At 74.1% G+C, this 22,671-nt stretch carries 25 protein-coding genes and 1 pseudogene; 15 read left to right on the forward strand and 11 right to left on the reverse strand.

The window, feature by feature from the left end; genetic code table 11:
- Window positions 1-12: 12 nt before the first annotated feature.
- On the forward strand, window positions 13-1,161 hold the full coding sequence (locus AKI01S_RS15865) for an epoxide hydrolase family protein (protein WP_067817340.1): 1,149 nt from the start codon (window positions 13-15) through the stop codon (window positions 1,159-1,161).
- Here AKI01S_RS15865 and AKI01S_RS15870 read toward each other — a convergent pair.
- From AKI01S_RS15870 to AKI01S_RS15880, 3 genes are read right to left on the reverse strand one after another with little or no spacing between them, the layout of a single operon-like run.
- Window positions 1,154-1,828 carry a hypothetical protein gene (locus tag AKI01S_RS15870; protein ID WP_083999649.1) on the reverse strand — a complete coding sequence of 225 codons (675 nt, stop codon included), beginning with the start codon at window positions 1,826-1,828 and terminating at the stop codon, window positions 1,154-1,156. The two genes, AKI01S_RS15865 and AKI01S_RS15870, sit on opposite strands and share 8 nt — an antisense overlap.
- Window positions 1,829-1,849: 21 nt before the next feature.
- Complete coding sequence (gene pdxA, locus AKI01S_RS15875) at window positions 1,850-2,824, reverse strand: 4-hydroxythreonine-4-phosphate dehydrogenase PdxA (RefSeq protein ID WP_218009696.1); 975 nt, start codon at window positions 2,822-2,824, stop codon at window positions 1,850-1,852.
- Entirely contained in the window at window positions 2,821-3,948 is a 1,128-nt protein-coding gene (locus tag AKI01S_RS15880; protein ID WP_067817342.1) for a four-carbon acid sugar kinase family protein, read from the reverse strand. The genes pdxA and AKI01S_RS15880 overlap by 4 nt, the downstream gene beginning before the upstream one ends.
- Before the next feature lie 106 nt (window positions 3,949-4,054).
- Here AKI01S_RS15880 and AKI01S_RS15885 point away from each other — a divergent pair, with 106 nt between their 5' ends.
- From AKI01S_RS15885 to AKI01S_RS15895, 3 genes are read left to right on the forward strand one after another with little or no spacing between them, the layout of a single operon-like run.
- Window positions 4,055-4,924, forward strand: coding sequence for a LysR family transcriptional regulator (locus AKI01S_RS15885; RefSeq protein ID WP_067817345.1), 870 nt, complete (start codon window positions 4,055-4,057; stop codon window positions 4,922-4,924).
- A 28-nt stretch (window positions 4,925-4,952) separates the two neighbouring features.
- Window positions 4,953-5,369, forward strand: a complete 417-nt coding sequence (locus AKI01S_RS15890; protein WP_067817348.1) for a hypothetical protein — start codon at window positions 4,953-4,955, stop codon at window positions 5,367-5,369.
- Between the two features lie 41 nt (window positions 5,370-5,410).
- The gene (locus AKI01S_RS15895; protein WP_067817351.1) at window positions 5,411-5,956 is read left to right on the forward strand and encodes a cysteine hydrolase family protein; all 546 of its coding nucleotides are present in this window, start codon (window positions 5,411-5,413) and stop codon (window positions 5,954-5,956) included.
- Between the two features lie 16 nt (window positions 5,957-5,972).
- Here the strand turns inward: AKI01S_RS15895 and AKI01S_RS15900 are convergent, their stop codons facing one another.
- The gene (locus AKI01S_RS15900; RefSeq protein WP_067817354.1) at window positions 5,973-6,827 is read right to left on the reverse strand and encodes a TetR/AcrR family transcriptional regulator; all 855 of its coding nucleotides are present in this window, start codon (window positions 6,825-6,827) and stop codon (window positions 5,973-5,975) included.
- 67 nt (window positions 6,828-6,894) lie between these two features.
- Here AKI01S_RS15900 and AKI01S_RS15905 point away from each other — a divergent pair, with 67 nt between their 5' ends.
- A complete protein-coding gene (locus AKI01S_RS15905; protein WP_067817357.1) occupies window positions 6,895-8,619 on the forward strand; it encodes a right-handed parallel beta-helix repeat-containing protein in 1,725 nt (574 codons plus the stop codon).
- A gap of 47 nt (window positions 8,620-8,666) precedes the next feature.
- On the opposite strand, the gene AKI01S_RS15910 is transcribed toward AKI01S_RS15905, so the two are convergent.
- Both AKI01S_RS15910 and AKI01S_RS15915 read right to left on the reverse strand, forming a co-directional pair.
- On the reverse strand, window positions 8,667-8,987 hold the full coding sequence (locus AKI01S_RS15910) for a DMT family transporter (protein WP_067817360.1): 321 nt from the start codon (window positions 8,985-8,987) through the stop codon (window positions 8,667-8,669).
- Window positions 8,988-8,989: 2 nt separating this feature from the next.
- A complete protein-coding gene (locus AKI01S_RS15915; RefSeq protein WP_067817362.1) occupies window positions 8,990-9,637 on the reverse strand; it encodes an FMN-dependent NADH-azoreductase in 648 nt (215 codons plus the stop codon).
- 98 nt (window positions 9,638-9,735) lie between these two features.
- Here AKI01S_RS15915 and AKI01S_RS15920 point away from each other — a divergent pair, with 98 nt between their 5' ends.
- Complete coding sequence (locus tag AKI01S_RS15920; RefSeq protein ID WP_083999651.1) at window positions 9,736-10,389, forward strand: TetR/AcrR family transcriptional regulator; 654 nt, start codon at window positions 9,736-9,738, stop codon at window positions 10,387-10,389.
- 327 nt (window positions 10,390-10,716) lie between these two features.
- Window positions 10,717-11,568, forward strand: a complete 852-nt coding sequence (locus tag AKI01S_RS15925) for an aldo/keto reductase (protein WP_067817365.1) — start codon at window positions 10,717-10,719, stop codon at window positions 11,566-11,568.
- Between the two features lie 33 nt (window positions 11,569-11,601).
- On the opposite strand, the gene AKI01S_RS15930 is transcribed toward AKI01S_RS15925, so the two are convergent.
- Window positions 11,602-12,510, reverse strand: coding sequence for a LysR family transcriptional regulator (locus AKI01S_RS15930; RefSeq protein WP_169813967.1), 909 nt, complete (start codon window positions 12,508-12,510; stop codon window positions 11,602-11,604).
- Window positions 12,511-12,621: 111 nt separating this feature from the next.
- On the opposite strand from AKI01S_RS15930, the gene AKI01S_RS15935 reads away from it, so the two are divergent.
- Complete coding sequence (locus AKI01S_RS15935; RefSeq protein WP_067817368.1) at window positions 12,622-13,032, forward strand: nitroreductase family deazaflavin-dependent oxidoreductase; 411 nt, start codon at window positions 12,622-12,624, stop codon at window positions 13,030-13,032.
- 31 nt (window positions 13,033-13,063) lie between these two features.
- A complete protein-coding gene (locus AKI01S_RS54840) occupies window positions 13,064-13,336 on the forward strand; it encodes a class I SAM-dependent methyltransferase (RefSeq protein WP_067817375.1) in 273 nt (90 codons plus the stop codon).
- A gap of 2 nt (window positions 13,337-13,338) precedes the next feature.
- Here the strand turns inward: AKI01S_RS54840 and AKI01S_RS15945 are convergent, their stop codons facing one another.
- From AKI01S_RS15945 to AKI01S_RS15955, 3 genes are read right to left on the reverse strand one after another with little or no spacing between them, the layout of a single operon-like run.
- Entirely contained in the window at window positions 13,339-13,788 is a 450-nt protein-coding gene (locus tag AKI01S_RS15945) for an NUDIX hydrolase (RefSeq protein WP_067817377.1), read from the reverse strand.
- Between the two features lie 16 nt (window positions 13,789-13,804).
- Window positions 13,805-14,446 (reverse strand): DUF47 domain-containing protein, encoded by a 642-nt coding sequence (locus tag AKI01S_RS15950; RefSeq protein WP_083999652.1) that lies wholly within the window; start codon window positions 14,444-14,446, stop codon window positions 13,805-13,807.
- On the reverse strand, window positions 14,443-15,360 hold the full coding sequence (locus AKI01S_RS15955) for an inorganic phosphate transporter (RefSeq protein WP_067817380.1): 918 nt from the start codon (window positions 15,358-15,360) through the stop codon (window positions 14,443-14,445). The genes AKI01S_RS15950 and AKI01S_RS15955 overlap by 4 nt, the downstream gene beginning before the upstream one ends.
- Before the next feature lie 371 nt (window positions 15,361-15,731).
- Here AKI01S_RS15955 and purU point away from each other — a divergent pair, with 371 nt between their 5' ends.
- The 3 genes from purU to AKI01S_RS15970 all read left to right on the forward strand — a co-directional run bounded on the left by purU (window position 15,732) and on the right by AKI01S_RS15970 (window position 17,880).
- Entirely contained in the window at window positions 15,732-16,595 is an 864-nt protein-coding gene (purU, locus tag AKI01S_RS15960) for a formyltetrahydrofolate deformylase (RefSeq protein ID WP_067817383.1), read from the forward strand.
- A 93-nt stretch (window positions 16,596-16,688) separates the two neighbouring features.
- Window positions 16,689-17,348, forward strand: a complete 660-nt coding sequence (locus AKI01S_RS15965) for a DUF6286 domain-containing protein (RefSeq protein ID WP_067817386.1) — start codon at window positions 16,689-16,691, stop codon at window positions 17,346-17,348.
- Window position 17,349: 1 nt separating this feature from the next.
- Window positions 17,350-17,880, forward strand: a complete 531-nt coding sequence (locus tag AKI01S_RS15970) for a hypothetical protein (protein ID WP_067817389.1) — start codon at window positions 17,350-17,352, stop codon at window positions 17,878-17,880.
- A 77-nt stretch (window positions 17,881-17,957) separates the two neighbouring features.
- Here the strand turns inward: AKI01S_RS15970 and AKI01S_RS15975 are convergent, their stop codons facing one another.
- Window positions 17,958-19,373, reverse strand: a complete 1,416-nt coding sequence (locus AKI01S_RS15975; protein WP_245681640.1) for a cation:dicarboxylate symporter family transporter — start codon at window positions 19,371-19,373, stop codon at window positions 17,958-17,960.
- Between the two features lie 134 nt (window positions 19,374-19,507).
- Between AKI01S_RS15975 and AKI01S_RS15980 the strand changes: the two genes are divergently transcribed.
- From AKI01S_RS15980 to AKI01S_RS53465, 3 genes and pseudogenes are all read left to right on the forward strand, one after another.
- Complete coding sequence (locus AKI01S_RS15980; protein ID WP_067817394.1) at window positions 19,508-21,154, forward strand: sensor histidine kinase; 1,647 nt, start codon at window positions 19,508-19,510, stop codon at window positions 21,152-21,154.
- Window positions 21,151-21,891 (forward strand): response regulator, encoded by a 741-nt coding sequence (locus AKI01S_RS15985; RefSeq protein ID WP_369688723.1) that lies wholly within the window; start codon window positions 21,151-21,153, stop codon window positions 21,889-21,891. Before AKI01S_RS15980 ends, AKI01S_RS15985 begins: the two co-directional genes overlap by 4 nt.
- Window positions 21,892-22,213: 322 nt before the next feature.
- Window positions 22,214-22,636: pseudogene (locus AKI01S_RS53465) on the forward strand (Asp23/Gls24 family envelope stress response protein); the annotation flags it as partial.
- Between the last annotated feature and the right edge of the window lie 35 nt (window positions 22,637-22,671).

A 22,671-nucleotide genomic window follows, 5' to 3' on the forward strand; every position in this document is an offset into this window, starting at 1 on the left:
TACGGTCAGAGCATGAGTTCCGAGATCACCCCGTTCCGCATCGACATCCCGCAGGCCGACCTCGACGACCTGCGCGACCGGCTGGCCCGGACGCGATGGGCCCGGCGGCTGCCCGGCGGCGACTGGGACCGGGGCGTCCCCACCGACCACCTCCACCGGATGGCCGAGTACTGGCGCACCGGCTACGACTGGCGGCGGCACGAGGCCGAGCTGAACCGCCTCCCGCAGTACACGACCGAGATCGACGGCCAGACGATCCACTTCCTGCACGTCCGTTCCCCCGAGCCGGACGCGGTCCCGCTGGTCCTCACGCACAGCTGGCCGAACTCGATCGCCGAGTTCACGCGCGTCATCGGCCCGCTCACCGACCCCCGCGCGCACGGGGGCGACGGCCCGGCGTTCCACGTGGTCGCGCCGTCGCTGCCGGGGTTCGCGTTCTCGCCGTTCCCCGAGCCGCCGGACGAGCGCCCGTGGAGCATCGACCGCGTCGCCCGCACCTGGGCGGAGCTGATGGAACGCCTGGGCTACGACCGGTACGGCGCGCACGGCAACGACGCGGGCGCGCTGGTCACCCCGCGCCTGGCCGCCCTCTTCCCCGACCGGGTGACCGGCGCGCACATCACCGCGGGCCTCGGCTTCCCCACCGGTGACCCGGCCGAGTCCGAGGGCCTCACCGAGGAGGAGAAGGCCGAGCTGGCCGCGATGGCCGGGGTGATGGACTTCCCCAGCGGCTACGGCCCGTACCTGGCGGGCAGCCCGCAGACCCTCGCCCACGCGTTCGCCGACTCGCCCGTCTTCCAGCTGGCCTACCTGGTGGAGCGCTTCCGCGAGTTCGACCGGGGGCACGGCACCGACAAGCCGCTGGAGGAGTACCTGGACCTCGACCAGTTCCTCACCAACGCGACGCTGTACTGGCTGACCGGCACCGGCGGCTCGTCCTCGTGGACCTACTACGAGGGCGCGGCGGGCATGCCGGTCGACCAGGCCGAGGTCCCCACGGGCGTCTCGCACGGCGGCCCGCCGCTGTTCCGCCGCCTCGCCGAACGCGGCAACCGGATCATCCAGTGGTCGGGCCGGGCCAGCGCGAGCCACATGGTCGCGATGGCCGACCCGGAGGGCCTGGTGGAGGACGTCCGGACGTTCTTCGCCCGGCTCAGCTGACCTCGGCGGCGGTCGCCAGCACCGGGGCGAGCTGGGAGCGGAGCGTTCCCGCGCGGGGCCGCAGGGAGCCGTCGAACGCGGCCGAGCCGATCGTGAACGCGTCGGCCCCGGCCGCGGCGAGGGCGCGGATCTGGTCGTCGCCGGTGATGGAACCGGCGACGACCAGGTGGCCGGTCGTGGCGGCGCGGGCGGCGCGGACGAGGGCGAGGGGGTCGGCGTCGGTGGCGCGGTAGGCCAGCAGGTCCACCCCCGCGCACCCGGCGGCCTCGGCCGCGCGGCAGTCGGCGGCGACGCGTTCGGGGCTCCCGGCGAGACGGGTGGGATGGCCGGAGGGCTCGCCCGCGAACGGCAGGTAGCCGATGGGGGTGCCGCGCAGCAGGCCGAGCGTCTCCTCGATCCAGGTGCCGCCCATCAGCCGGTCCACGCCCAGCTCCACGGCCGTCCGCACCGAGGCCAGGGCCTGGTCGCGGTCGGTGCTGACGACCTCCAGGTAGGTCGTGACGCCCAGGTCCCGGAGCCGCGCGTGCAGGCGGACGAGCGTGTCGCGGTCGACGCCGACGTCCTTGAAGCCGATGTGCGCGACACCCAGGTCCGCGACGGCGTCGACCACCTCCAGGCAGTCGGTGACCGTGCGGTCGTCGCGGGTGAGCATGAAGATGAAGTCCACGGGGGTCCTCCGGTCGGGTGGTCAGGGGCGGGTCAGGTCGGCGGCGTGGCGCAGGGCGGTGAGCAGGGCGGCGTGGTCGGCCGCGCCCGTTCCGGCGATGTCGAAGGCCGTGCCGTGGTCGACGCTGGTGCGGACGAACGGCAGGCCGATCGTGATGTTGACCCCGTCCTCCAGCCCGAGGTACTTGACGGGGATCAGGCCCTGGTCGTGGTACTGGGCGACCACCGCGTCGAACTCCCCGGCGCGGGCCCGCATGAACACCGTGTCGGCGGGCCACGGGCCGCTGGCGTCGATCCCCTCCGCCCGCGCCGCCCGGACCGCCGGCGCGATGATCCGCAGGTCCTCGTCGCCGAACAGGCCGTTCTCCCCGGCGTGCGGGTTGAGACCGGCGACGGCCAGCCGCGGGGACGCCAGGCCGCCGCGCCGCAGCGTGCGGTCGGCCAGCCGGATGATGGCGAGCTCGCGGTCCACGTCGAGGGAGCCGATCGCGTCGCGCAGCGACAGGTGGACGGTCACCAGGACGACCCGCAGCTGCTCGTTCGCCATCATCATGGCGTAGTCGCCGGTGCCGGACAGGTCGGCCAGGATCTCGGTGTGCCCCGGGTAGGGCACGCCGCCCAGGCGCAGGGCCTCCTTGTTGATGGGCGCGGTGACCAGGGCGCGGACCTCCCCGGCGAGGGCGAGCTCGATGCCGCGCCGGACGTAGCGGAACGAGGCCGCGCCCGCACGGGCGTCGAGCACGCCCCACGGCAGGTCGGCCGGGAGGTCGCTCTCGGGCAGGACGTCCACCGTGCCCGGCGTGTACGCGGCCCGCCCGGCGGACGCGACCGGCCGGAACTCCAGCCCCGCGCCGGTGACCCGGTCGGCGCGGCGGAGGACGCCGACGTCGCCGATGACGACGACGGGCAACGTGAGCCGGGGGTCGGCGCACGCCCTGACGACGATCTCCGGGCCGATGCCGCAGGGGTCGCCCATGGTGATGGCGATCGGTTTCACAGGGACTCCCTCACTCGGGACAGGCGGTGGAGCATGGCGTCGTCACCGAAGCCGCCCGCCTTCATCAGCACGGACGGGTAGGGCCGTTCGAGCGGGAGGCACCGGGCCGCTCCGGGCTCGGGCTCGTCGATCAGGTGCAGGCCGGTGACGCCGAGGGCGCGGAGCACCGCGACCGCCGTCGCGCCCCCGGTGAGGACGAGCGCGTCGACGAAGCCGTCCTCGACCAGGTCGGAGACGACCGCCGCCAGCGCGCGGGTGATGGTGTCGGGCGGGCGGCGCTCGGCGGGGGCCCGCAGGGTGAGGACGGGGGCGGACAGCTCGCGCAGTCGCCGTGCCGTCGTGGCCGGGTCGCCGACGACGACCTCCGGGACGCCGGCGAGCGCGCGGAGTTCGGCCACCTGCCGCCGGGTGACCGGGTTGGCGGACCCGGCGACGACCAGGAGCCGCCGCGCCGGCGGGGGAGTGGCGGGCGTCGCCCCGTCCGGATGCGGGTACGCGCGGGCCAGCGCGGCGGCCAGCCCCGGCGAGCCCACCCACAGCACCTCGTCCGGACGCGGAACCGCGGCGACGAGCCGATCGAGGTCCGCGTCGCCGGCAGCCGAGCAGACGATCATCTCTCCGGCGTCGACCAGCGCGGGAACGTCGGCGGCCCGCTCCGCGAGCACGGCCGCCGGGAACACCCGCGCCAGGTCCGAGCACCGGACGGGATGCACCGGATCGCGGGCGTAGGCGCTCAGGTGGACCGGCACCCCGTCCACGTGCTGGACGCCGTTCACCGTCACCCGGCCCTCCGCCGGGAACGCCGGGGCGACGACGACCGCCCGCCGTCCCGAGCCCTTCCACGCGGCGTGGACCTCCGCCGCGACATGGCCGCGCAGGGTGGAGTCCACGGTCTTGACGAGCAGTTCGGAACCGGCGAACAGGCGCGCGGCCTCCCCGGCGCGCGTGGCGGCGTCCGCCTCGTCCAGCAGGCGGCTGCCGAGGTCGATCGCGGTGACCCCGTCGGGTGTCCCGGCCGAGGCGGACAGCAGGATCCGCGCCCGGTGGCCCGCCCGCCGGAACGGCGCGGCGCTGTCGCCCGCGCTGGTGAGGTCGTCGGCGAGCACGGCGATGCCGATCGGCATACCAACCTCCCGTGAACGATCCGGTGTGACGACGGCAATCGTCCACGGGGGGGAAGGCGCAGGACAAACGACTACTTCTCACGCCATCTGTGAGTAATCTTCACGCATGCGATGGCCGGCGCTTCCCCCACTGAACACGTTGCTGCCCTTCGAGGCGACCGTCCGGCACGCGAGCATGACCGAGGCGGCGCGCGAGCTGCACCTCACCCACGGCGCGGTCAGCCGCCAGGTGCGGAAGCTGGAGAAGGCGCTCGGGACGCCGCTGTTCGAACGGCGGACCCGGGCCCTGCACCCCACCCCCCAGGCCCGCCAGCTCGCCGCCGTCGTCAGGGACGCGCTCGACCAGATCGACGCGGCCGCCCAGCAGATCTCGGGCCACGCGCCCGCCGGGCCGCTCACCCTGTCCTGCGAGCCCACGCTGCTGATGCGCTGGCTCATCCCCCGGCTGCCCGACCTGGCCGCCGCCGCGCCGGAGATCACCGTCCACCTGTCGGCGGCGGGGGGACCGGTCTTCTTCGAACGCGACGGCATCGACGCGGCGATCCGCCGCGACGACTTCCCGTTCCCCGACCGGGTGAGCCGCGTCCCCCTGTTCCCCGAGCGGATCGGCCCGGTCTGCCACCCCGACCTGGCGTCCCGCGTCACGGCCGACGACCTGGGCGCGGTGCCCCTGCTGCACACCAGGTCACGTCCGGAGGCGTGGGACGACTGGCGGCGCGTCACGGGAGCGGCGGCGAGGTCCGCGACCGAGCAGACCCTCGAACACTTCTACCTGACCCTCCAGGCGGCGGCCGCCGGCGTGGGGGTCGCGATCGCGCCGTACGCCGTGGCCCGCGACGACCTGGAGCAGGGCCGCCTCGTCGCGCCGTTCGGCTTCGTCCCCGACGGCACCGGCTACCACCTGCTGAGCCGCCTCCCGCCCGAACGCGACCCGCGCCTGGCCCGCCTGACGGCATGGTTGCACGCCCAACTATGATCACCCGGAACAGAGTTAGCGAGGTGGCATGCCCACGCACGAGTGGACGCTTTCCCACGACCCCCACGGGCGGGACGGCCGCAGGAGGAACCGGAGGGCGCTCCTCATCGCCGTGGCCGTGCCGAGCCTCATCGCGTTGGTCGCGCTCGTCCCGGCGCTCACCGGGGAGGGCCCGCCCCGGCCCGGCGGCCGGACCTACAACGCCCAGGTCGACTGCCAGGTGAACACCGTCAACGGGGCCGGGACCGTCTCGGTCAACGGCACGATCGAAGGCGACTCGTCCCGTTACCAGGTGACCGTCGAGGTGCTCGACGCCGCGACCAGGCAGAGCATCGGGCAGCAGACGTTCGACGTCCGCGACACCAGGACGTTCGGCGGCTCCACCCCGGCCCGGACGCCGCCCGGCCCGGCGGGCATCGAGTGCCGGATCACCAAGGTCGTCTAACCTGCGCGAATGGTCCGGCGTCCTGGGGGAACAGGGCGATCATGGGTGGTACCGCCGTCGTGGTCATCGACATGTTGAACCCCTACCGGCACGAGGACGCCGAACCGCTGGCCGAGAGCGTGGCCGGCATGATCGGCCCGTTGAGCCGCCTGATCGACCGCGTACGCCGCGGCGAGGGGAAGGAGGCGCTGCTGGTCTACGTCAACGACAACCACGGCGACTTCTCGGCCACGCGCGAGGACCTGGTGGCGGCGGCGTGCGAGGGGGCGAGGCCGGACCTGGTGGAGCCGATCGTGCCCGCGCCCGACTGTGCGTTCCTGCCCAAGGTCCGCCACAGCGCGTTCTACGGCACGTCCCTGGAGTACGTGCTGTCGCGGAACGGCATCGAGCGGGTCGTCCTGACCGGTCAGGTCACCGAGCAGTGCGTCCTCTACACCGCGCTGGACGCCTACGTGCGGCACTTCGAGGTCCAGGTGCCGCGCGACGCCGTCGCCGCCCTGCACCCCGACCTGGGCGAGGCGGCGCTGAGGATGATGGAGCTCAACATGCACGCCGAGATCGTGGACGCTGACGCCTGCCTCCGCTGAGGGCGGCGGCCGCCGGCTACGAGGTCCTGCGCCGGCGGTAGGCCCGCTGGCGGCAGGAGGACGAGCAGTACGTCCGGGGACGCCCGGAGGCGGAGCGTCCCACCGGCGTGCCGCACACGACGCATCCCGCATTTTCGTCACGAGTTTCGTAACGCTGCTGGATCAGCAGGTCGATGCCGTCCAGCAGGCGCGCGAGGCCGAACTCGAAGGGGTCCTCCGGCCGGTCGAAGCCGCCCTCCTCCCACAGCCGGGTGAGCGTGGGGTAGTCGTGCAGCCGCTCGAACAGCGCGTCGCGGCCTCCCCACCAGTCCTCGTCGCTGACGCCGCTGCGCCGCTCGGCCCTGGCGGACTCCAGGAGCAGCATCGCCTCGGAGTCGACGAACCGGCCGACGAGGCCGACCACGGCGATCACCTCGGCGGGGGGCAGCCCGGTGACGGCGACCGCGTTCAGCATCCGCTCGTAGACCGCGAGGGTGTGGGGGCCGGGCACGCGGCGGCCGCCGCGTGCCTCCGTCAGCCACGGGTGGCGGCGGCGCAGCTCCCAGCCGCTCCTGACGCACGCCTCCAGCCGTGCCCGCCAGCCGTCCCCTTCGGCGTCCCCGGTGACCGCCGTCTCGCCCGCCACCGCGTCGCACATGAGGTCGACGAGCTGCTCGCGTCCGGGCACGTGCCGGTAGAGCGACATGGTGGTGAAGCCCAGCCGCTCGGCCACCTTCCGCATCGACAGCCCGGCCAGGCCCTCGGCGTCGGCCAGCTCGACGCCCGCGCGCACGATCCGGTCGAGGCTCAGCCCCGGCCGCGGCCGCGCCTCCGGCGCGCGCCACAGCAGCTCCACCACATGATCCGGATTCTCTTTCCCGCCTTGCGCCATCCCGCCCTCCTTGGTCTACGGTATACACCTTGTGTACGCCATAAACACTACCGGAGATGGCAGGCCCATGACCGAACTCTTCGTCGATCCTCACGGGGACGACTCCGCCCCGGGCACGCGGGAACACCCCTTCGCCACCCTCGGCCGCGCGCGGGACGCCGCGCGCGCCGTCGCCGGTGAGGTCGCCGTCCGGCTCAGGGGCGGCACGCACGTGCTGGACGAGCCCCTGGAACTCACCGACGCCGACTCGGGGAACGTCGTCTACCAGCCCTACGGGTACGGCACCGCCGAGCAGGAGGACGTCGTCGTCAGCGGCGGCCGCCCCGTCACCGGATGGCGGGTGGAGGACGGCGTGTGGCTGGCCGAGGTCGGCGACCTGGACACCCGGCAGCTCTACGTGGACGGCCGCCGGGTCGAGCGGGCGGGAATCGACGGCCTCCCCGGCCAGGTCACCGCCACCGAAACCGGTTACGTCACCGACAGCGCCGAGCCGCTGTCCTGGCACAGCCCGGGCGATGTGGAGTTCGTCCACCGGGGCGTCTACCCGTGGACGGAGGCCCGCTGCGGCGTGGCCTCGGTCGCGGCCGACGGCGACGGCGCCGCGATCACCATGGCCCGGCCCGCGTTCGACCGCGCGCTCGCCCTGTACAACTCCACCTGGGAGGGGCAGACCTCCCGGGGGCCCGGCCTGCCGACCCGGGTCGAGAACGACGCCGCCTTCCTCACCGAGCCCGGGACGTTCGTCCTGGAGCGGTCGCGGCCGGGCCGCCATCTGCTGCGCTACCTGCCCCGTCCCGGCGAGCACCCGGACCGCACGCGGGTGGTCGCGCCGGTCCTGGAGACGCTGCTGCGCGCCACCGGCGTGCGCGGCGTGGTCCTCCGGGGGCTGACGTTCGCCGACGCCACCTGGCTCCGGCCGAGCGGCCCCGACGGCTTCCTGCACTACCACGGGAGCGGCTTCTACGTCGGCGGCCCGGTCCGGACCGTCTCGCTCGGCGAGGGCGTCGGCTCGGTCACGATCCCCGGGGAGTCCGCCACGATCCCCGCCTGCGTGGTGCTGGAGGACGTGTCCGGCGTGCGGGTCGAGGGCTGCCGCTTCACCCGGCTGGGCGCCACCGGGCTGGGCGTGTCCGGCGGCGCGGACGTCACGGTGCGCGGGTGCGACTTCGACACCCTCTCGGCCGGGGCCCTGGTGGTCGAGGGCGGCCGTTCCGTCCTCGTGGAGGACAACCGGGTCCACCGCGTCGGCCTGGAGTTCTCCGGCTCGCCCGGCGTCGCGCTGAGCGGGACGACCGGGTGCGCCGTCGCGCACAACCACATCTCCGAGGTGCCGCACTGCGGCATCGTCGCCGGGCCCGGCCAGGGGACCCGCATCCTGCGCAACCTGGTCACCGACACCATGCGGACGCTGGCCGACGGCGGGGGCGTCTACCTGGCCGGGACGCAGGGGGACTCCCACGACTCGGGCGCGGTCGTCCGGGGCAACGTCATCGAGGACACGCGCACGCCGTACAACTTCGGCCTCTACACCGACTACGGCGCGGCCTGGGTGACGGTCGAGGAGAACGTGGTCGTCCGCGCCGACAGCACGGCCGTCCTGCACGTGTCACCGCCGCTGGAGGAGGTCGTCTACCGGGGCAACTTCTGGGACGCCGACCCGGTCGGCGCCGAGGCGCCGCCCGCCGGCGTCACCTACGAGGGCAACACCACGTTCACCGGCGGGCACGAGCCCGAGGCCGTGGCCGCGATACGGGCCCGGGCCGGTCTCCTCCGCGCGGCCGCGCCCGCCTGACCCGGCGGTCCCCGGCGCCGGAGCGGGCCCGGCGCCGGGGAGCGGGGTCACTCGGGGTCGGTGACGCGGGCCAGGACGACGCCGCCGAGGATGAGGGCCAGGGCCGCGACGCGGCCCACGCTCATCGGGTCCTTGTGGATGAGGATGCCCAGCGTGACCGCGCCGAACGCGCCGATCCCCGTGAAGACGGCGTAGGCGGTCCCCACCGGGACGGTCTTCATCGCCACCGACAGCAGGAACACCGCGACGGCCATCAGGACCAGGCACAGCAGGGTGGGCAGGGGACGGGTGAAGTTCTCGGTCGGCTTGATGCTCTGCGACCAGGCGACCTCCACCACTCCGGCCGCCAGCAGGATGAGCCAGCCCATCGTCAGTACTCCTTCGCGAGCGTGCGGGCGGCCTCCAGCGCCGCCGCGTGGGACTCCCCGTGCTCGGCGCGCCGCCCGGCCAGGCCGGGGTCGATCAGCGAGTTGACGAGCTCGACGCTGAGGAACGCGACGTCCTCGACCGCGAAGTGCCCGGCGAAGAAGTCGCGCAGGTAGCGCTCCTGGTGGTCGAACGGCTCGCGCGGCGTTCCGGGCCCGTAGGCGCCGCCGCGGGCCGAGGCCACCACGAAACGCCGGCCGGTCAGCCGCATCTTGGGGAACGTGACCTGGTCGATCCACGCCTTCAGCGAGGCCGGGACGCCGAAGTTGTACATCGGCGTCGCGATCAGCACGACGTCGGCGGCGACCAGCTCGTCGAACAGCGGCTCCAGCGTCGCCCACGCGGCGGCCTGCCGCGGGGTGCGCACGTTCTCCTTCAGCCGGTGCAGGTCGGTGATCCCGGAGCTCAGCACGTTGTCGCACAGCTCGGTCCACGCCTCGTCGATGAACGGGACGGGCTCGGCCGCCAGGTCCCGGTGCACGTAACCCCCGTCGGGGTGCGCCTCGCGCCAGGCGGCGGCGAAGACGTCGCCGAGCTCGCGGCTGAACGAGCGGCTGCGGGCACTGGCGTCGAGATGGAGCAGACCGGCCATGTCGGGACCTCCGGATCAAGTGGACGTTGTGTCCGGTTACGTTAGATCAAAGCGGACACGCTGTCCAGATATTCCGGCGCGGGGATAGAGTCGTCGACATGAACCTGCTCGCCGATGACTCCCCCCACCGCCCCCGCGAACGGGCCGACGCCGCCCGCAACCGCGCCAGGGTGCTGGAGGCGGCCGCCGGGCTGTTCGCCGAACGCGACCCGCGCACCGTGACCATGGACGACGTCGCGAAGGCCGCGGGCGTGGGCCGCGGCACCCTCTACCGGCGCTACCCGGACGTCCGGTCGATCGCCCTCGCGCTCCTCGACGAACACGAGCGGAACCTCCAGGAGAAGCTCCTCGGCGGCGACCCGCCCCTGGGACCGGGCGCGCCTCCGGGCGAGCGCCTGGCCGCGTTCTACGCCGCGATGGTCGACCTCCTCGAAGCCCACATCGACCTGGCCCTGGGCGCGGAGTCGGGCGGCGCCCGCCTGACCACGGGCGCGTACGGCTTCTGGCGGGCGCACGTCCGCTCGCTCCTGGTGGCGGCGGACGCCCCCGACCCCGACGCCCTGGTGGACACCCTGCTGGCACCCCTGGCCTCAGAGGTCTACGCCCACCAACGAGAACGCGGCCTACCCCCGACAAGAATCACCGCCGCCCTAACCCACCTGGCCCACACAACCCTGACCCCACGCAACGCCGAGCCCACACAACGCCGAGCCCGCGTGGCGCTGAGCCCGCGTGACACAGAGCCCGCGTGACACAGAAGCCGCGTGGTGGTGGGGTCGCGTGACGCCTGGCCCGCCACGTCTGGCCCGCCACGCTGGGTCCACGACGTTGGGCCCGCGTGGCGCTTGGTCCGCGTGGCGCTTGGTCCGCGTGGCGCTTGGTCCGCGTGGCGCTTGGTCCGCGTGGTGGTGGGGCCGCGTGGTGGTGGGGCCATGTGACGCCGGGCCTTGGTGACGGCGGGGTCGGCTATTCATAAGGCTGGGTGATCGATTCTTCCGGGATCGGGCGTTGTTGGGGGAGGGGGTGCCCGGCAGAGTGGTCGTGTTCCTGAGAAACGGCTTTGAGCTGGGAGAACGACCATGCGTGAGTTGACCATCGGCGGCGACCTGACGGTGCGGCGGATCGGGTACGGGGCCATGCGGCTGGCGGACGGGCCCGGGCGGCCCGCCGACCCGGCCGCGGCGCACATCTGGAAGCCGCCCGCCGACCGGGACGGCGCGGTCGCGCTGCTGCGGCACGCGGTCGAGGCCGGGGTCCAGCTGATCGACACCGCGGACGCCTACGCGCTGGGCGGCAACGAGGAGCTGATCGCCGAGGCGCTGCACCCCTACCGCGACGACGTCGTCATCGCCACCAAGGTCGGTGTGCTGCGGCCCTCGCCGACCGAGTGGGTGACCCACGGGCACCCCGCCTACCTGCGGCAGCAGGCCGAGCTGGGGTTGCGGCGGCTCAGGGTCGAGCGCATCGACCTGCTCCAGTTGCACCGCATCGACCCCGACTACCCGCTGGCCGACCAGGTGGGCGCCCTCCGGCAGATGCAGGAGGAGGGGAAGGTCCGCCACATCGGGCTGTCGGAGGTCACGGTCGAGCAGCTGAAGGAGGCCGCCGGGATCGCGCCCATCGCCAGCGTGCAGAACGTCTACAACCTCGCGGCCCGCCAGCACGAGGAGGTCGTGGACCACGCGGCGGCGGAGGGGATGGCGTTCCTGCCCTTCTTCCCGATCGCGATGGGGGCGCGGCTCGACGCGGCCGCGCGGGTCGCCGAGGAGGTCGGGGCCACGCCGTCCCAGGTCGCGCTGGCCTGGCTGCTGCGCCGCTCGCCCACCGTCCTGCCCATCCCGGGCACCACCTCGATCGCCCACCTGGACGAGAACCTCGCCGCGCTCGACATCGAGCTCACCGACGACCAGTTCGCCCGGCTGAACGCCTGAGACCCCGCCGGGGCCGGGGCGCGCGCCCCGGCCTCAGGAGTCGGCGGGGCCGCCGTTCTCGCGCACCACCCCGCACGTCGCCCGCAGGAACGCGCGGTGCTTCTCGGTCTCGCCCGCCGCCCGCCACACCAGCGCGACCTCCGTCGGCGGCGCGTCCTCCAGCGGCACGAACGCCACGTCCGGCCGCGCGTAGAAGCAGCACACCGACGCCGCCACCGGCGACACGCCCTGCCCCGCGGCGATCAGCGTCATCATCTCCTGGAACGTCCCCACCGACTGGCCCCGCCGGATCTCCCGCCCACCGGGCGTCCGGCGGGGCGTCTGCGCGTCCCACCAGTACTCCGGCGCGGACCCCGTCAGGCCGAACGTCCGCTCCTCGGCCAGCTCCTCCAGCCGCACCGCCGGGCGCCGCGCGAGCCGGTGCCCCGCCGGAACGGCCAGCACCTGCCGCTCCGACAGCACGATCGGCCCCACCTTCAGGTCCGGTTCCTCCACCGGCAGCCGCGTCAGCAGCATGTCCACCTCGTCGTCGCGCAGCGGCCCCAGCGGGTCGGCCGGGTGCACCTCGCGCATCCGGATCTCCACGTCCGGATGCGCGGCGCCGAACGCCGTCAGGATGCGCGGCGTCAGCTTGCCCGTCGCCGATCCCAGGAAACCGAGCCGCAGCACGCCCTCCACGCCCCGCGCCGCCGCCGTCACCTCCGCGACGACCGACTGGAGCTGGGCGTAGACCGGTGCGAGCCCCTCGTGCAGGCGGCGGCCGAGGGGCGTCGGCGCGACCCGGCGGCTGGTCCGGTCGAACAGCGGCGCGCCGATCCTGCGCTCCAGCTGCTTGATGGTCTGGCTGACCCGCGCCTGCGACAGGTGGAGACGCTCGGCGGTCCGCCCGAAATGCAGTTCCTCCGCCAGTGTCAGGAACGTCTCGATCTCGTGCTTGTCCACCCTCACCTCCGCCGATAAGCCCAAGTGATCGATCCTTCCACAATCTCCCGTTGTCGCGTCCCCGGCCTCCACCGAGAGTGGGACCTGTCCGAAACGAGTCGAGGAGGACCGATGTCCAACCCGTTCAACCTCAGGGTCATCGAGGAATTCCGCGCCAACGGCGGCCGCGTCGGCGGCCCCTTCGAAGGGGTCCCCCTGCTGCTGCTCACCACCATCGGCGCGCGTACCGGCAAGGAACGCACCACCCCGCTCGTCGCGCTGCCCGACGGCGACCGCCTGGTCGTGTTCGCCTCCAACGGCGGCGCGCCCACCGCCCCCGCCTGGTTCCACAACCTCATGAAGAACCCGAAGGCGACCGTCGAGTTCGGCGCGGAGCGTCACCGGGCCAAGGCGACCCTGGTGGACGAGTCCGAACACGACGCCCTGTGGGAACGCCAGATCGCGCAGGACCCCAACTTCGCCCGGTTCCGCTCCCGTACCGACCGCACGATCCCGGTGGTCGCCCTCACCGAAATCGGTTGATCATCGCGGGGAGGCGTCGCACACCGCCGCCGTGTACTCCGATGCCGACGCCGTCGCCCTCTACCCCTGGGACCCCGCGTCCGTGCCGGGCGGCCGCTTGTCCCACGACCTGGTCATGGGCGCGGACGCGGTCCTGGACGTCGGCTGCGGCACCGGCATGGCGCTCGCCCACGCCCGCGCGAGCGGGCACGGCGGCCGCCTCGTCGGGGCGGGCTTCGCGGTGGAGGAGCGGTACGGCGGCTGGGACCGCACCCCGGTCACGGGTCGCAGTCGTGAGATCGTGACCGTCGCCGTCAGGGGCTGAGCTCAGCGGGCCAGCAGGGTTCCGATGATCTCGGCCATGTGGGGCGGGTCCAGTTCCTCCAGCGTGGCCAGCTCGTCCAGCGAGAACCAGCCGTGCCCCACGTAGGTCTCGTGCTCCTCCGCCGTGAACCCCGCCGGGTCCACCTCCGGCGTCCCGGCGAACCGTGCCAGGAAGAACGGCTCGGTCTTCACGTACCGCCGCCCCATCCACGTGAAGTCGCGTTCGACCGGGACCGAGACGTCCCGCACGGCCGACCCCGGCAGCCCCGTCTCCTCGGTCAGCTCCCGCCGCGCCGCCTCCAGCGCCGACTCCCCGGCGTCCACGCCCCCGCCCGGCGGCTCCCAGAACACCCGCCCGTGCACCGGGTCGCGCCAGTTCATCAGCAGGACGCGCGCCGCCCCGTCCAGGCACACGATCCGCACCGCCGGACGATCGCTCTCCGCTTCGGTCACCGGGTCCCCTCCCCGTTCAGTGCCAGCGCTTCATCGCACCGTCCATGATGGCGTCGGCGGCGTCGCTGATGTGCTGGCCGACCATCTCCAGCCGCCGCACCAGCTCGCGTTCCTTCATCGTCTCGGTGGTCATCTCGCCGTCCAGCACGCGCGCCACCTCGTACTGGTACAGCCGCCGGACCGCGCCCCCGGCCTTGCGGGCCTCCAGCGCGCTCTGCGCCGCCTGCGACGGCTTCTCCACCAGCGCCGTCGCCGCCGCCTCCAGCGCCGCCACCCCCGCCTGCACCTCGGCCAGCATCGGCGTCAGCCGCGACTGGTCGGGCAGCTCGTACAGGTGCGACTCGCGCACGAAGTCGCGCAGCGTGTCCAGCACGTCGTCGATCGACCGCGACAGCCGGAACAGGTCCTCCCGGTCGATCGGCGTCACCAGCGCCTCCGACAGGCGTTCCACGAACGCGCCCCGGTGCGTGTCCCCGCGGTGCTCGATCCGGCGCATCCGGTCGCGGGCCTCGCCCCGGGGGACCTCGCCCTCCACCATCGCGGCGGCGACCTCCGCGCCCTCCTCGGCCGTCCGCAGCTGGTCGAGCAGCGCGTCCTCCAGGCCGGTGTCCATCCGTCCGTTGACCAGTCCCAGGTAACGGCGCAGCAAGCCCTTCATTCCACCACCAGCGCTCCCATCGCGGCGATCACGACACTGCCGGGCAGGGTGAGCACCCAGGCCATGGCCAGGCGCATCGCCGCCTCCCAGCGCACCCGGCCGGCTCCCGACACGACCCCCGCGCCGATCAGGCCCCCGGCGACGGACTGGGTCATGCTCACCGGTACCCCGAGGGCCGACGAGCAGAGCACGGCAGCGGATGCGGACATCTCAGAACTGACCGAATGGACGGGCCTTACCGCCAGCAGCTGGCCGCCGAGCGTCCGGCCCGCGCGCGGCAGCCCGTACACCGCGCCCGCCGCGAACAGCGCGCCCGCCAGCGCCAGCGCCCACCACGGCAGGGCCCCGGCCGTGACGCCCAGCGCGATGGCCAGCACGGCGAGCATCTTCTGCGCGTCGTTGGCCGCGTACGCCGCGCACAGGACCGCGAACCCCACCAGGTGGACGCGGGACAGCGGCCCGCCCGGCGGCACCCGCCACAGCAGCCGCACCACCCCCAGCGCCAGGGCCCAGCCCGCCAGCGGGGCCGCCGCCCCGAGCGCCAGCACGAGGGCCACGCGCTCGCCCGACACCGGCAGCCCGGCGCCCAGCCCCGCCCCGGTGAGCCCGCCGACGGTCGCCAGCGTCAGGCTCGTCGGCCGCCCCCGCCAGGTGAGCGTCAGCGTCACCGCCAGCGCCGTCAGCACCCCCACCAGCACGGCCGCCGTCGCGTCCTCGGGGTCCTCGCCGGAGCCGAACCCCACCAGCCCCGCCGCGAACGTCTCGGCGACCCCGGTCCCGAACACGACCGGGACGACAACGACCGCCGCCGTCAGCATCGCCAGCGCGGCCCTGATCCGGGGCACCGGCAGTTTGAGCCCGAGGGCGAGCAGCGCGCCCCCGTCATTGGCTCCGCTGACCAGGCAGAACAGCACCGCGGCGGCGACCAGTGCGGCGTCCGTGGCGACCTCCGAGCGTAACGCCGAATGAACGGCACGAAACGGGATGATGCCCAATCAGATGCCACCTTCTATACCAATTAGGGCAATGCTCAAACGGCCGCGCCCGCGCGGGCGGGCGGGGCCGGGGGCCGCCCGTCCCGGCAGCGTGAGCAGGGCGTTCGGCGTAAGCTCGTAGCCCTCACCCTGAACGGACCGGGCGTCCGGAGCGAGGACGCCATCCGGCGGGCCTCCCTGACCGACGCCGAGCACGAGGCCGAGCACGAGGCCGAGGCGGCCGGGGAACGCCGCGACGCGACCGTCCGCCTCAGGGCCCCGTACGACCCCACCGCAGCGAAAGTGACATCGTGACCGACACCGACCACCGCGAGTACGTGTTGACGCTCTCCTGCCCGGACCGCCCCGGCATCGTGGCGGCCGTGTCCGGGCTGCTGGCCGAGCGGGACTGCAACATCCTGGAGAGCCAGCAGTTCGGCGACGGCGAGAGCGGGACGTTCTTCATGCGGGTGCAGTTCGCGGCGCCGCCCGCCACCGACCCCGACGAGCTGCGCGGCGCGTTCGCGGCGGTCGGGAACGACCTGGCGCTGGACTGGCGGCTGCACGACACCGCCGACAAGCAGCGGGTGCTGATCCTCGTGTCGAAGTTCGGGCACTGCCTGAACGACCTGCTGTACCGGCGGCAGTCGGGCCTGCTGGACATCGACATCGTCGCGGTGGCCTCCAACCACCCCGACATGCGGCCGCTCACCCAGTCCTACGGCATCGACTACCACCACCTGCCGATCGGCCCCGGCGGCCGGGCCGCCCAGGAGGCGGAGATCCTGACGCTGGTGGAGCACTACAAGGCCGACCTGGTGGTGCTGGCCCGGTACATGCAGATCCTGTCGGACGACTTCTGCGCCAAGCTCCCCGGCCGGATCATCAACATCCACCACTCGTTCCTGCCGAGCTTCAAGGGCGCCAAGCCCTACCACCAGGCGCACGCGCGCGGCGTGAAGCTGATCGGCGCGACCGCCCACTACGTCACCGCCGACCTGGACGAGGGGCCGATCATCGAGCAGGAGGTCGCGCGCGTCGACCACTCGCACGGCCCCGAGGACCTGATGGCGTTCGGCCGGGACATGGAGTGCCTGGCGCTGGCGCGGGCGGTGCGCTGGCACGCCGAGCACCGCGTGATCCTGAACCGGGACCGCACGGTCGTCTTCAGCTGATTTCCGGCCCGACCTGCGGGAACTTGAAGGGGTCATGACCGCCGGATGGGTAACGGGCCGCCCGGCGCGCCCGTTGTCCAAGCGGGGGTGGTGATGATCGACACACTGGTCACGCGGCGGTCCGTCGGCACGGCCGGGACGACCGCCACGACGGGCAGGGCCGAGGCGAGGGAGCTGCGGCGGGCACGGCGGCGGGCCCGGCGCGGGGCGGCCGAGGAGTTCCGGTCGTCGCGCGCGGCGGTCGGCATCCCGACCGCGCTGGCCGTGACGGTGACGGGCGGCGCCGGCGCGGTGGAGGTCCTGTCCCGCCTGATCGGGCACCCGGCCGGGCTCGTCCCGGTCGAACGCCTGTCGGCCGTGCTGCGGCAGACGCCCTGGGGCGACCCGCGCGCGCTGGCGGTCGCGGGCGCGCTGGCGGCGCTCGGGCTGGCGCTGCTCGCGGCGGCCCTGCCGGGGCGTCCCCGGGTGGTCGTGATGGACGGCGCGGACCCGTCGCTGGCCGCCGGGATCGCCCGCGCCGACCTGCGGCGCGCGCTGGTCCGGGCGGCGCTGGAGGTGCCGGGCGTCGCGCGCGCCGGGGTGCGGCTGCGCGGCCCGTTCCGCCGCCGGGTCACCGTGCGCGCCACGTCCCGCTACCGCAACCCCGGCAACCTCGCCGAACTGGTCCGCATCGCCGTCGCGTGCCGGCTGGACCACCTGGACCTGGCCCGCCCGGCGGCGGTCGGGGTCCGGCTGCGCCGGCGGAGGGACTGACATGCGGCCGGTGATCGGGATGGTCGGGGCGGCGCTGCTGGGCCTCGGCGGCGCCGGGCTGGGCCTGGGGCTGGCGGACGGGACCGCCCGCGAGGCGGTGCTGCGCCCGGAGGCGTTCCGCCACGTGGTGACGCACGAGTGGTTCTGGCCGGTGGTGGCCGGGGCCTGCGAGACCGCCGGGCTGCTGGGGGCGATCTGGCTGGCCGGGCAGTGCCGCGACGCCCTGGGGCGCCGCCGCGCGCTGATGGGCGGCCGGGCCCGGAGGCTGGCCCGCGCCTGCGGCCGGGACCTGCGGCGCGAGACGCTGGAACTGCCGGGCGTCGCCGCCGCGCACGTGCGGCTCACCGGGACGAGGTCCCGCCCCCGGCTGCGGATGACCGTCCTGTGCGCGCCCGACACGCGCGTGAACGCGCTGCGCGCGGCCCTGGTGGAGGGTCCGTTGGAGCGGCGCCGCGCCGAGCTGGCGCTGCCGGGGCTGGTGACGGTGCTGACGTTCCGCTTCACCGACCCGCCGCCCCGCCCGCGCGGCTGACCGGAGTGCGCGAAGGCGCGGCGTGCCGCCCGGCGGGGTCGGGCGGCACGCCGCGGTCCGGTGCGGGGAACGGCGGGTCAGACGCCCGCCTTCCCCTTGTCCAGGGTGACGCCGTCCGGGACGGTCGCCGGCGCCCGGTCGTCGGCGGCGGTGTCCCGCGCCGCCACGTGCTCGTCGAGCAGGGTGGCCTCGTTGAACGGGTCCTCGCCGCTGAACACCCGCCGCGCCTGGTCCCGGTCGAACTCGCCGGTCCACGTGCCGACCAGGACGGTCGCGACGGCGTTGCCCGCGAAGTTGGTCAGCGCGCGGGCCTCGGACATGAACCGGTCGATGCCGACGATGAACCCGACGCCGTCCACCAGCTCCGGCCGGTGCGACTGGAGGCCGCCCGCCAGCGTGGCCAGGCCCGCGCCGCTCACCCCGGCCGCGCCCTTCGAGGCGATGATCATGAAGAACAGCAGCGCGATCTGCGAGCCGATCGACAGCGGCTGGTCCTGCGCGGCGGCGATGAACAGCGTCGCCATCGTCAGGTAGATCGCGGTGCCGTCCAGGTTGAACGAGTACCCGGTCGGCACGGTGATGCCGACGACCGGCCGGGACACGCCCAGGTGCTCCATCTTGGCGATCAGCCGGGGCAGCGCCGACTCCGACGACGAGGTCGACAGGATCAGCAGGAACTCGCGGGCCAGGTAGCGCAGCAGCGTGACGATGTTGATCCGCGCGCCGAGCCACAGCACCGCGCCCAGCACGCCGAACACGAACACCGCGCAGGTGATGTAGAAGCCGAGCATGATGACCGCCAGGCTGCGCAGCGCCGACCAGCCGGTCTCGCCGACCACCGCCGCGATCGCGCCGAACGCCCCGACCGGCGCCGCCCACATGATCATGGAGAGGATGCGGAAGATCCACCGCTGGACGTGCTCCAGCCCGCGCCGGATCGGCTCGCCCGCCGGTCCCATCTGCTGGAGCGCGAACCCGGCCAGCAGCGCCACCAGCAGGGTCTGGAGGACCTGGCCCTCGGTCAGCGCCGACACCAGCGTGTGCGGGATGATCCCCAGCAGGAAGTCGGCGGTGCCCTCGGCGCCCTTGGCCTGCTCGTGCGCCTTGGCGGCGGCCTCGGGGTTGAGGTGCATGCCCTCGCCCGGGTGCAGCAGGTTGCCGACGACCAGCCCGATGAGCAGCGCGAACGTCGACATCGTCAGGAAGTAGCCGAGCGCGATCAGGCCGACCCGGCCGACCTTGGCGGCGCGCGCCACCGAGCCGATGCCCAGCACGATCGTGCAGAAGATGATCGGCGAGATCATCATCTTGATCAGGTTGACGAACCCGGTGCCGAGCGGCTTGAGCTCCTTGGCCAGGTCCGGCGTGGCGAATCCGACCACGACGCCGAGGAACACCGCGACCAGGACCGCGATGTAGAGGTAGTGGACCCGGTCGCGCCGCTGTCGGGGCTCGGCTGTCCGCTCGCCGGGGGGTGGGGTGTCGGGTGACACGGTCGTAGCTCCTCTCATCGCCGGATCGACCCGTCCATGTCCGGCTGAACAGCGACTATGCGCGGTTATGTGACCGGTGTCACCTTTGTGTACGTTTTGTTCACGCGAAAACGGGGTGAGGAGGAAACAACGCCATGCGGCTACCCCGTTGGGCGGTCGTGGACACGCGAAGGTGGAGCCTGGCCCGGCGGCTGCTGGGCCTCCAGGCCGTGCTGGTCGCGCTGCTGGTGGCGGCCGGGGCGGCGCTGGCCTGGCTGGACGCGGAACGGGCGGCGCGGGACCGGGCGCGGCAGACGGTGACGGCCGTCGCCGCGACGATCGCCGACGCGCCGCACGTGGGCCCCGCGGTCGCCGCCGGGGACCCCGGGCGCACGTTGCAGCCGTTCGCCGAACGGGTCCGCGCCGACACCGGCGTCGACTTCATCACGATCATGAGCCCGGCGGGGATCCGCTACACCCATCCCGACCCGCGGCAGATCGGGCACCGTTTCCTCGGCAACACCGGGCCCGCGCTGGCGGGCCGGACGTTCAGCGAGACCTACGCCGGCACGCTCGGGCCGTCGGTGCGGGCCGTGGCGCCGGTGCGCGACGGCCGCGGGCGCGTGGTCGGGCTGGTCGCGGCCGGGATCACCGTGCGGACGACCTCGGCCGAGCTGCGCGAGCGGCTGGTGTCGCTGACGGCGGTCGCGGCCGCGGTGCTGCTGGCCGGGATCGCCGGGAGCTACCTGCTCAGCAGGCAGCTGCGGCGGCAGACGCGGGGCATGGCCCCGGGCGAGCTGCGCGGCATGTTCGACTACTACGCGGCGATCCTGCACTCGGTGCACGAGGGGCTGCTGCTGGTGGACCGGGAGGGTCGGGTGGCGCTGTGCAACGACGCCGCCCGCGACCTGCTGGACCTGGGCCGGGCCGGGGATCCGCGCGGCCGGCCCGTCTCCGCGCTGGGGCTGGCGCCGGAGCTGGCCGCCGCGCTGGCGGCGGCGGAGCTGCGCGACGACGAGATCCATCTCAGCGACACCCGCGTGCTGGTCGTCAACGCCGCGCCGGTCACCTCCGAGGGCCGCGCGATGGGCCATGTGGTGACGCTGCGCGACCACACCGAGCTCCAGTCGCTGACGGGCGAGCTGGACTCGGTGCGCGGATTCGCCGAGTCGCTGCGCGCCCAGGCGCACGAGGCCGCCAACCGGCTGCACACGGTGGTGTCGCTGGTGGAGATGGGCCGTCCCGAGCAGGCGGTGGAGTTCGCGACCGCCGAGCTGGCCGACGCGCAGCGGCTCACCGACCAGGTGGTGGGCGCGGTGGCGGAGCCGGTGCTGGCGGCGCTGCTGCTGGGCAAGTCCGCCGAGGCCGCCGAGCGCGGCGTGGAGCTGCGCATCGAGGGCGGGGCCGACCAGATGGCCGACCCGCGCGGCCTGGACCCCCGCGACCTGGTGACGGTGCTGGGCAACCTGGTGGACAACGCCGTGGACGCCGCCGTGGAGAACGCCGCCGAGCGTTCCCCGCGCGTGACGGTCGCGGTGCGCGGGGAGGGCGACGCGCTGGTGTTCCGGGTGTCCGACAGCGGGCCGGGCGTGGACCCGGCGGCGGTGCCGGAGATGTTCCGGCGCGGCTGGACGACCAAGCCGGCCGGCAACGGCCTGGGCCTGGCCCTGGTCGGCCAGGCGGTCCGCCGCCACGGCGGCACGATCGAGGTGGACGGCGGCGCGGCCGGGAACGGCGGCGCGACCGTCACCGTCCGGCTGCCCACCGGGGGCGGCGCGTCCGGGGAGGGGGCCGGGGGATGAGCGGCGTGATCGAGGTGCTGGTCGTCGAGGACGACCAGGTGGCGGCCGAGGCGCACCGGCGGCACGTGGAGCGCGTCGCCGGGTTCGCGGTGGCGGGCGTCGTCCACTCGGGGGGCGAGGCGCTGCGGTTCTGCGCCCGGCGGGCCGAGGAGGGCCGCCCGGTGGACCTGGTGCTGCTGGACTTCTACCTGCCCGACACGCACGGGCTGGCGGTGTGCCGGGCGCTGCGGGCGTCGGGCAGCACCGTCGACGTGATCGCGGTGACGTCGGCGCGGGACCTGGCGGTGGTGGGGTCGGCGGTGTCGGCGGGGGTGGTGCAGTACCTGCTGAAGCCGTTCACGTTCGCGGCGCTGCGCGACAAGCTGGAGGCGTACGCGCGGTTCCGGCGCGGGGTGGCGCGGTCCGGTGAGGCGGTCGCGCAGGGTGAGGTGGACGAGCTGCTGGCGTCGCTGCGGACGCCGGGGGACTCGACGCTGCCCAAGGGGATGAGCGAGCCGACGTTGCAGGCGGTGGCGGCGGTGCTGGCGGAGGCGTCCGACGGGCTGTCGGCGGCGTCGGCGGCCGACCGGACCGGGGTGTCGCGGGTGACGGCGCGCCGCTATCTGGAATATCTCGCCGACAACGGACTCGCCGTGCGCCGCCCGCATTACGGGCAGGTGGGGCGTCCTTCGGTGCGTTTTTACCCCGCTCGGTCCGATTCCGCAGGTGAGCAGGGAGAACCGGAGGTTTCCGGGTAGGGGGACCGGTACGGGCGGCGATGGGACCGAAGGCCATTTCTGGCCTCGGTCCCGTTTTGTTGCGGTAAAGGAATTTTGACGTATTCATATGGCCGCCGGGCGGTTCCGGGCGGGAACGGCGGAGCATCAAACGATCGATCGATCGGCGCACGGCCGGTCACGTCGACTCACGCATCGGGGGGACGTTGTGAGCCAGGACAGCGGACAGTCCACCAGGCCGGCCGTCGGCACGCTGCCGAACCAGGCTCCGCGACCGGGGGCCGAACGCGGCGACCAGCGACAGGAGGGCGGGCGCCAGGAGGAACGGCGCCCCGGCGGGGAGATGCGCCGCTCGGAGTCGGACGACTCCAGCGTGCTGCAGACCGAGCACGGCCGCACCCGGATCGCCGACGGCGTGGTCGCCAAGGTCGCGGGCATGGCGGCCCGGGAGATCGGCGGCGTGCACGCCATGGGGCGGGGCATGACGCGCGCGTTCGGGGCCGTGCGGGGACGCCTGGGCGGCAGCGACAACATCACCCAGGGCGTCTCGGTCGAGGTCGGCGAACGCCAGGCCGCCGTGGACCTGGACCTGGTGGTGGAGTACGGGGTCGCCATCCCCGACCTGGCCGCCGCCGTCCGCGAGAACGTCATCAACGAGGTCGAGCACATGACGGGCCTGGAGGTCGTCGAGGTGAACATCACCGTGGACGACATCCACCTGCCCGGCGAGGACGACGACGAGGGCGACGGGGGCGAGGGGTCCAGGAGCGCGCTGGAGAGCGCGAAGGAGAAGGTCCGCGG

Source organism: Actinomadura kijaniata NBRC 14229, from assembly GCF_001552175.1.
Taxonomy (GTDB): domain Bacteria; phylum Actinomycetota; class Actinomycetes; order Streptosporangiales; family Streptosporangiaceae; genus Spirillospora; species Spirillospora kijaniata.

Bases quoted from the DNA above. Each gene is read 5' to 3' on its own strand.
- AKI01S_RS15865 (WP_067817340.1), top strand. From the start codon at position 13: ATGAGTTCCGAGATCACCCCGTTCCGCATCGACATCCCGCAGGCCGAC.
- AKI01S_RS15880 (WP_067817342.1), bottom strand. From the start codon at position 3,948: ATGCCGATCGGCATCGCCGTGCTCGCCGACGACCTCACCAGCGCGGGC.
- AKI01S_RS15885 (WP_067817345.1), top strand. From the start codon at position 4,055: ATGCGATGGCCGGCGCTTCCCCCACTGAACACGTTGCTGCCCTTCGAG.
- AKI01S_RS15890 (WP_067817348.1), top strand. From the start codon at position 4,953: ATGCCCACGCACGAGTGGACGCTTTCCCACGACCCCCACGGGCGGGAC.
- AKI01S_RS15895 (WP_067817351.1), top strand. From the start codon at position 5,411: ATGGGTGGTACCGCCGTCGTGGTCATCGACATGTTGAACCCCTACCGG.
- AKI01S_RS15900 (WP_067817354.1), bottom strand. From the start codon at position 6,827: ATGGCGCAAGGCGGGAAAGAGAATCCGGATCATGTGGTGGAGCTGCTG.
- AKI01S_RS15905 (WP_067817357.1), top strand. From the start codon at position 6,895: ATGACCGAACTCTTCGTCGATCCTCACGGGGACGACTCCGCCCCGGGC.
- AKI01S_RS15910 (WP_067817360.1), bottom strand. From the start codon at position 8,987: ATGGGCTGGCTCATCCTGCTGGCGGCCGGAGTGGTGGAGGTCGCCTGG.
- AKI01S_RS15915 (WP_067817362.1), bottom strand. From the start codon at position 9,637: ATGGCCGGTCTGCTCCATCTCGACGCCAGTGCCCGCAGCCGCTCGTTC.
- AKI01S_RS15920 (WP_083999651.1), top strand. From the start codon at position 9,736: ATGAACCTGCTCGCCGATGACTCCCCCCACCGCCCCCGCGAACGGGCC.
- AKI01S_RS15925 (WP_067817365.1), top strand. From the start codon at position 10,717: ATGCGTGAGTTGACCATCGGCGGCGACCTGACGGTGCGGCGGATCGGG.
- AKI01S_RS15935 (WP_067817368.1), top strand. From the start codon at position 12,622: ATGTCCAACCCGTTCAACCTCAGGGTCATCGAGGAATTCCGCGCCAAC.
- AKI01S_RS15950 (WP_083999652.1), bottom strand. From the start codon at position 14,446: ATGAAGGGCTTGCTGCGCCGTTACCTGGGACTGGTCAACGGACGGATG.
- AKI01S_RS15965 (WP_067817386.1), top strand. From the start codon at position 16,689: ATGATCGACACACTGGTCACGCGGCGGTCCGTCGGCACGGCCGGGACG.
- AKI01S_RS15970 (WP_067817389.1), top strand. From the start codon at position 17,350: ATGCGGCCGGTGATCGGGATGGTCGGGGCGGCGCTGCTGGGCCTCGGC.
- AKI01S_RS15980 (WP_067817394.1), top strand. From the start codon at position 19,508: ATGCGGCTACCCCGTTGGGCGGTCGTGGACACGCGAAGGTGGAGCCTG.
- AKI01S_RS15985 (WP_369688723.1), top strand. From the start codon at position 21,151: ATGAGCGGCGTGATCGAGGTGCTGGTCGTCGAGGACGACCAGGTGGCG.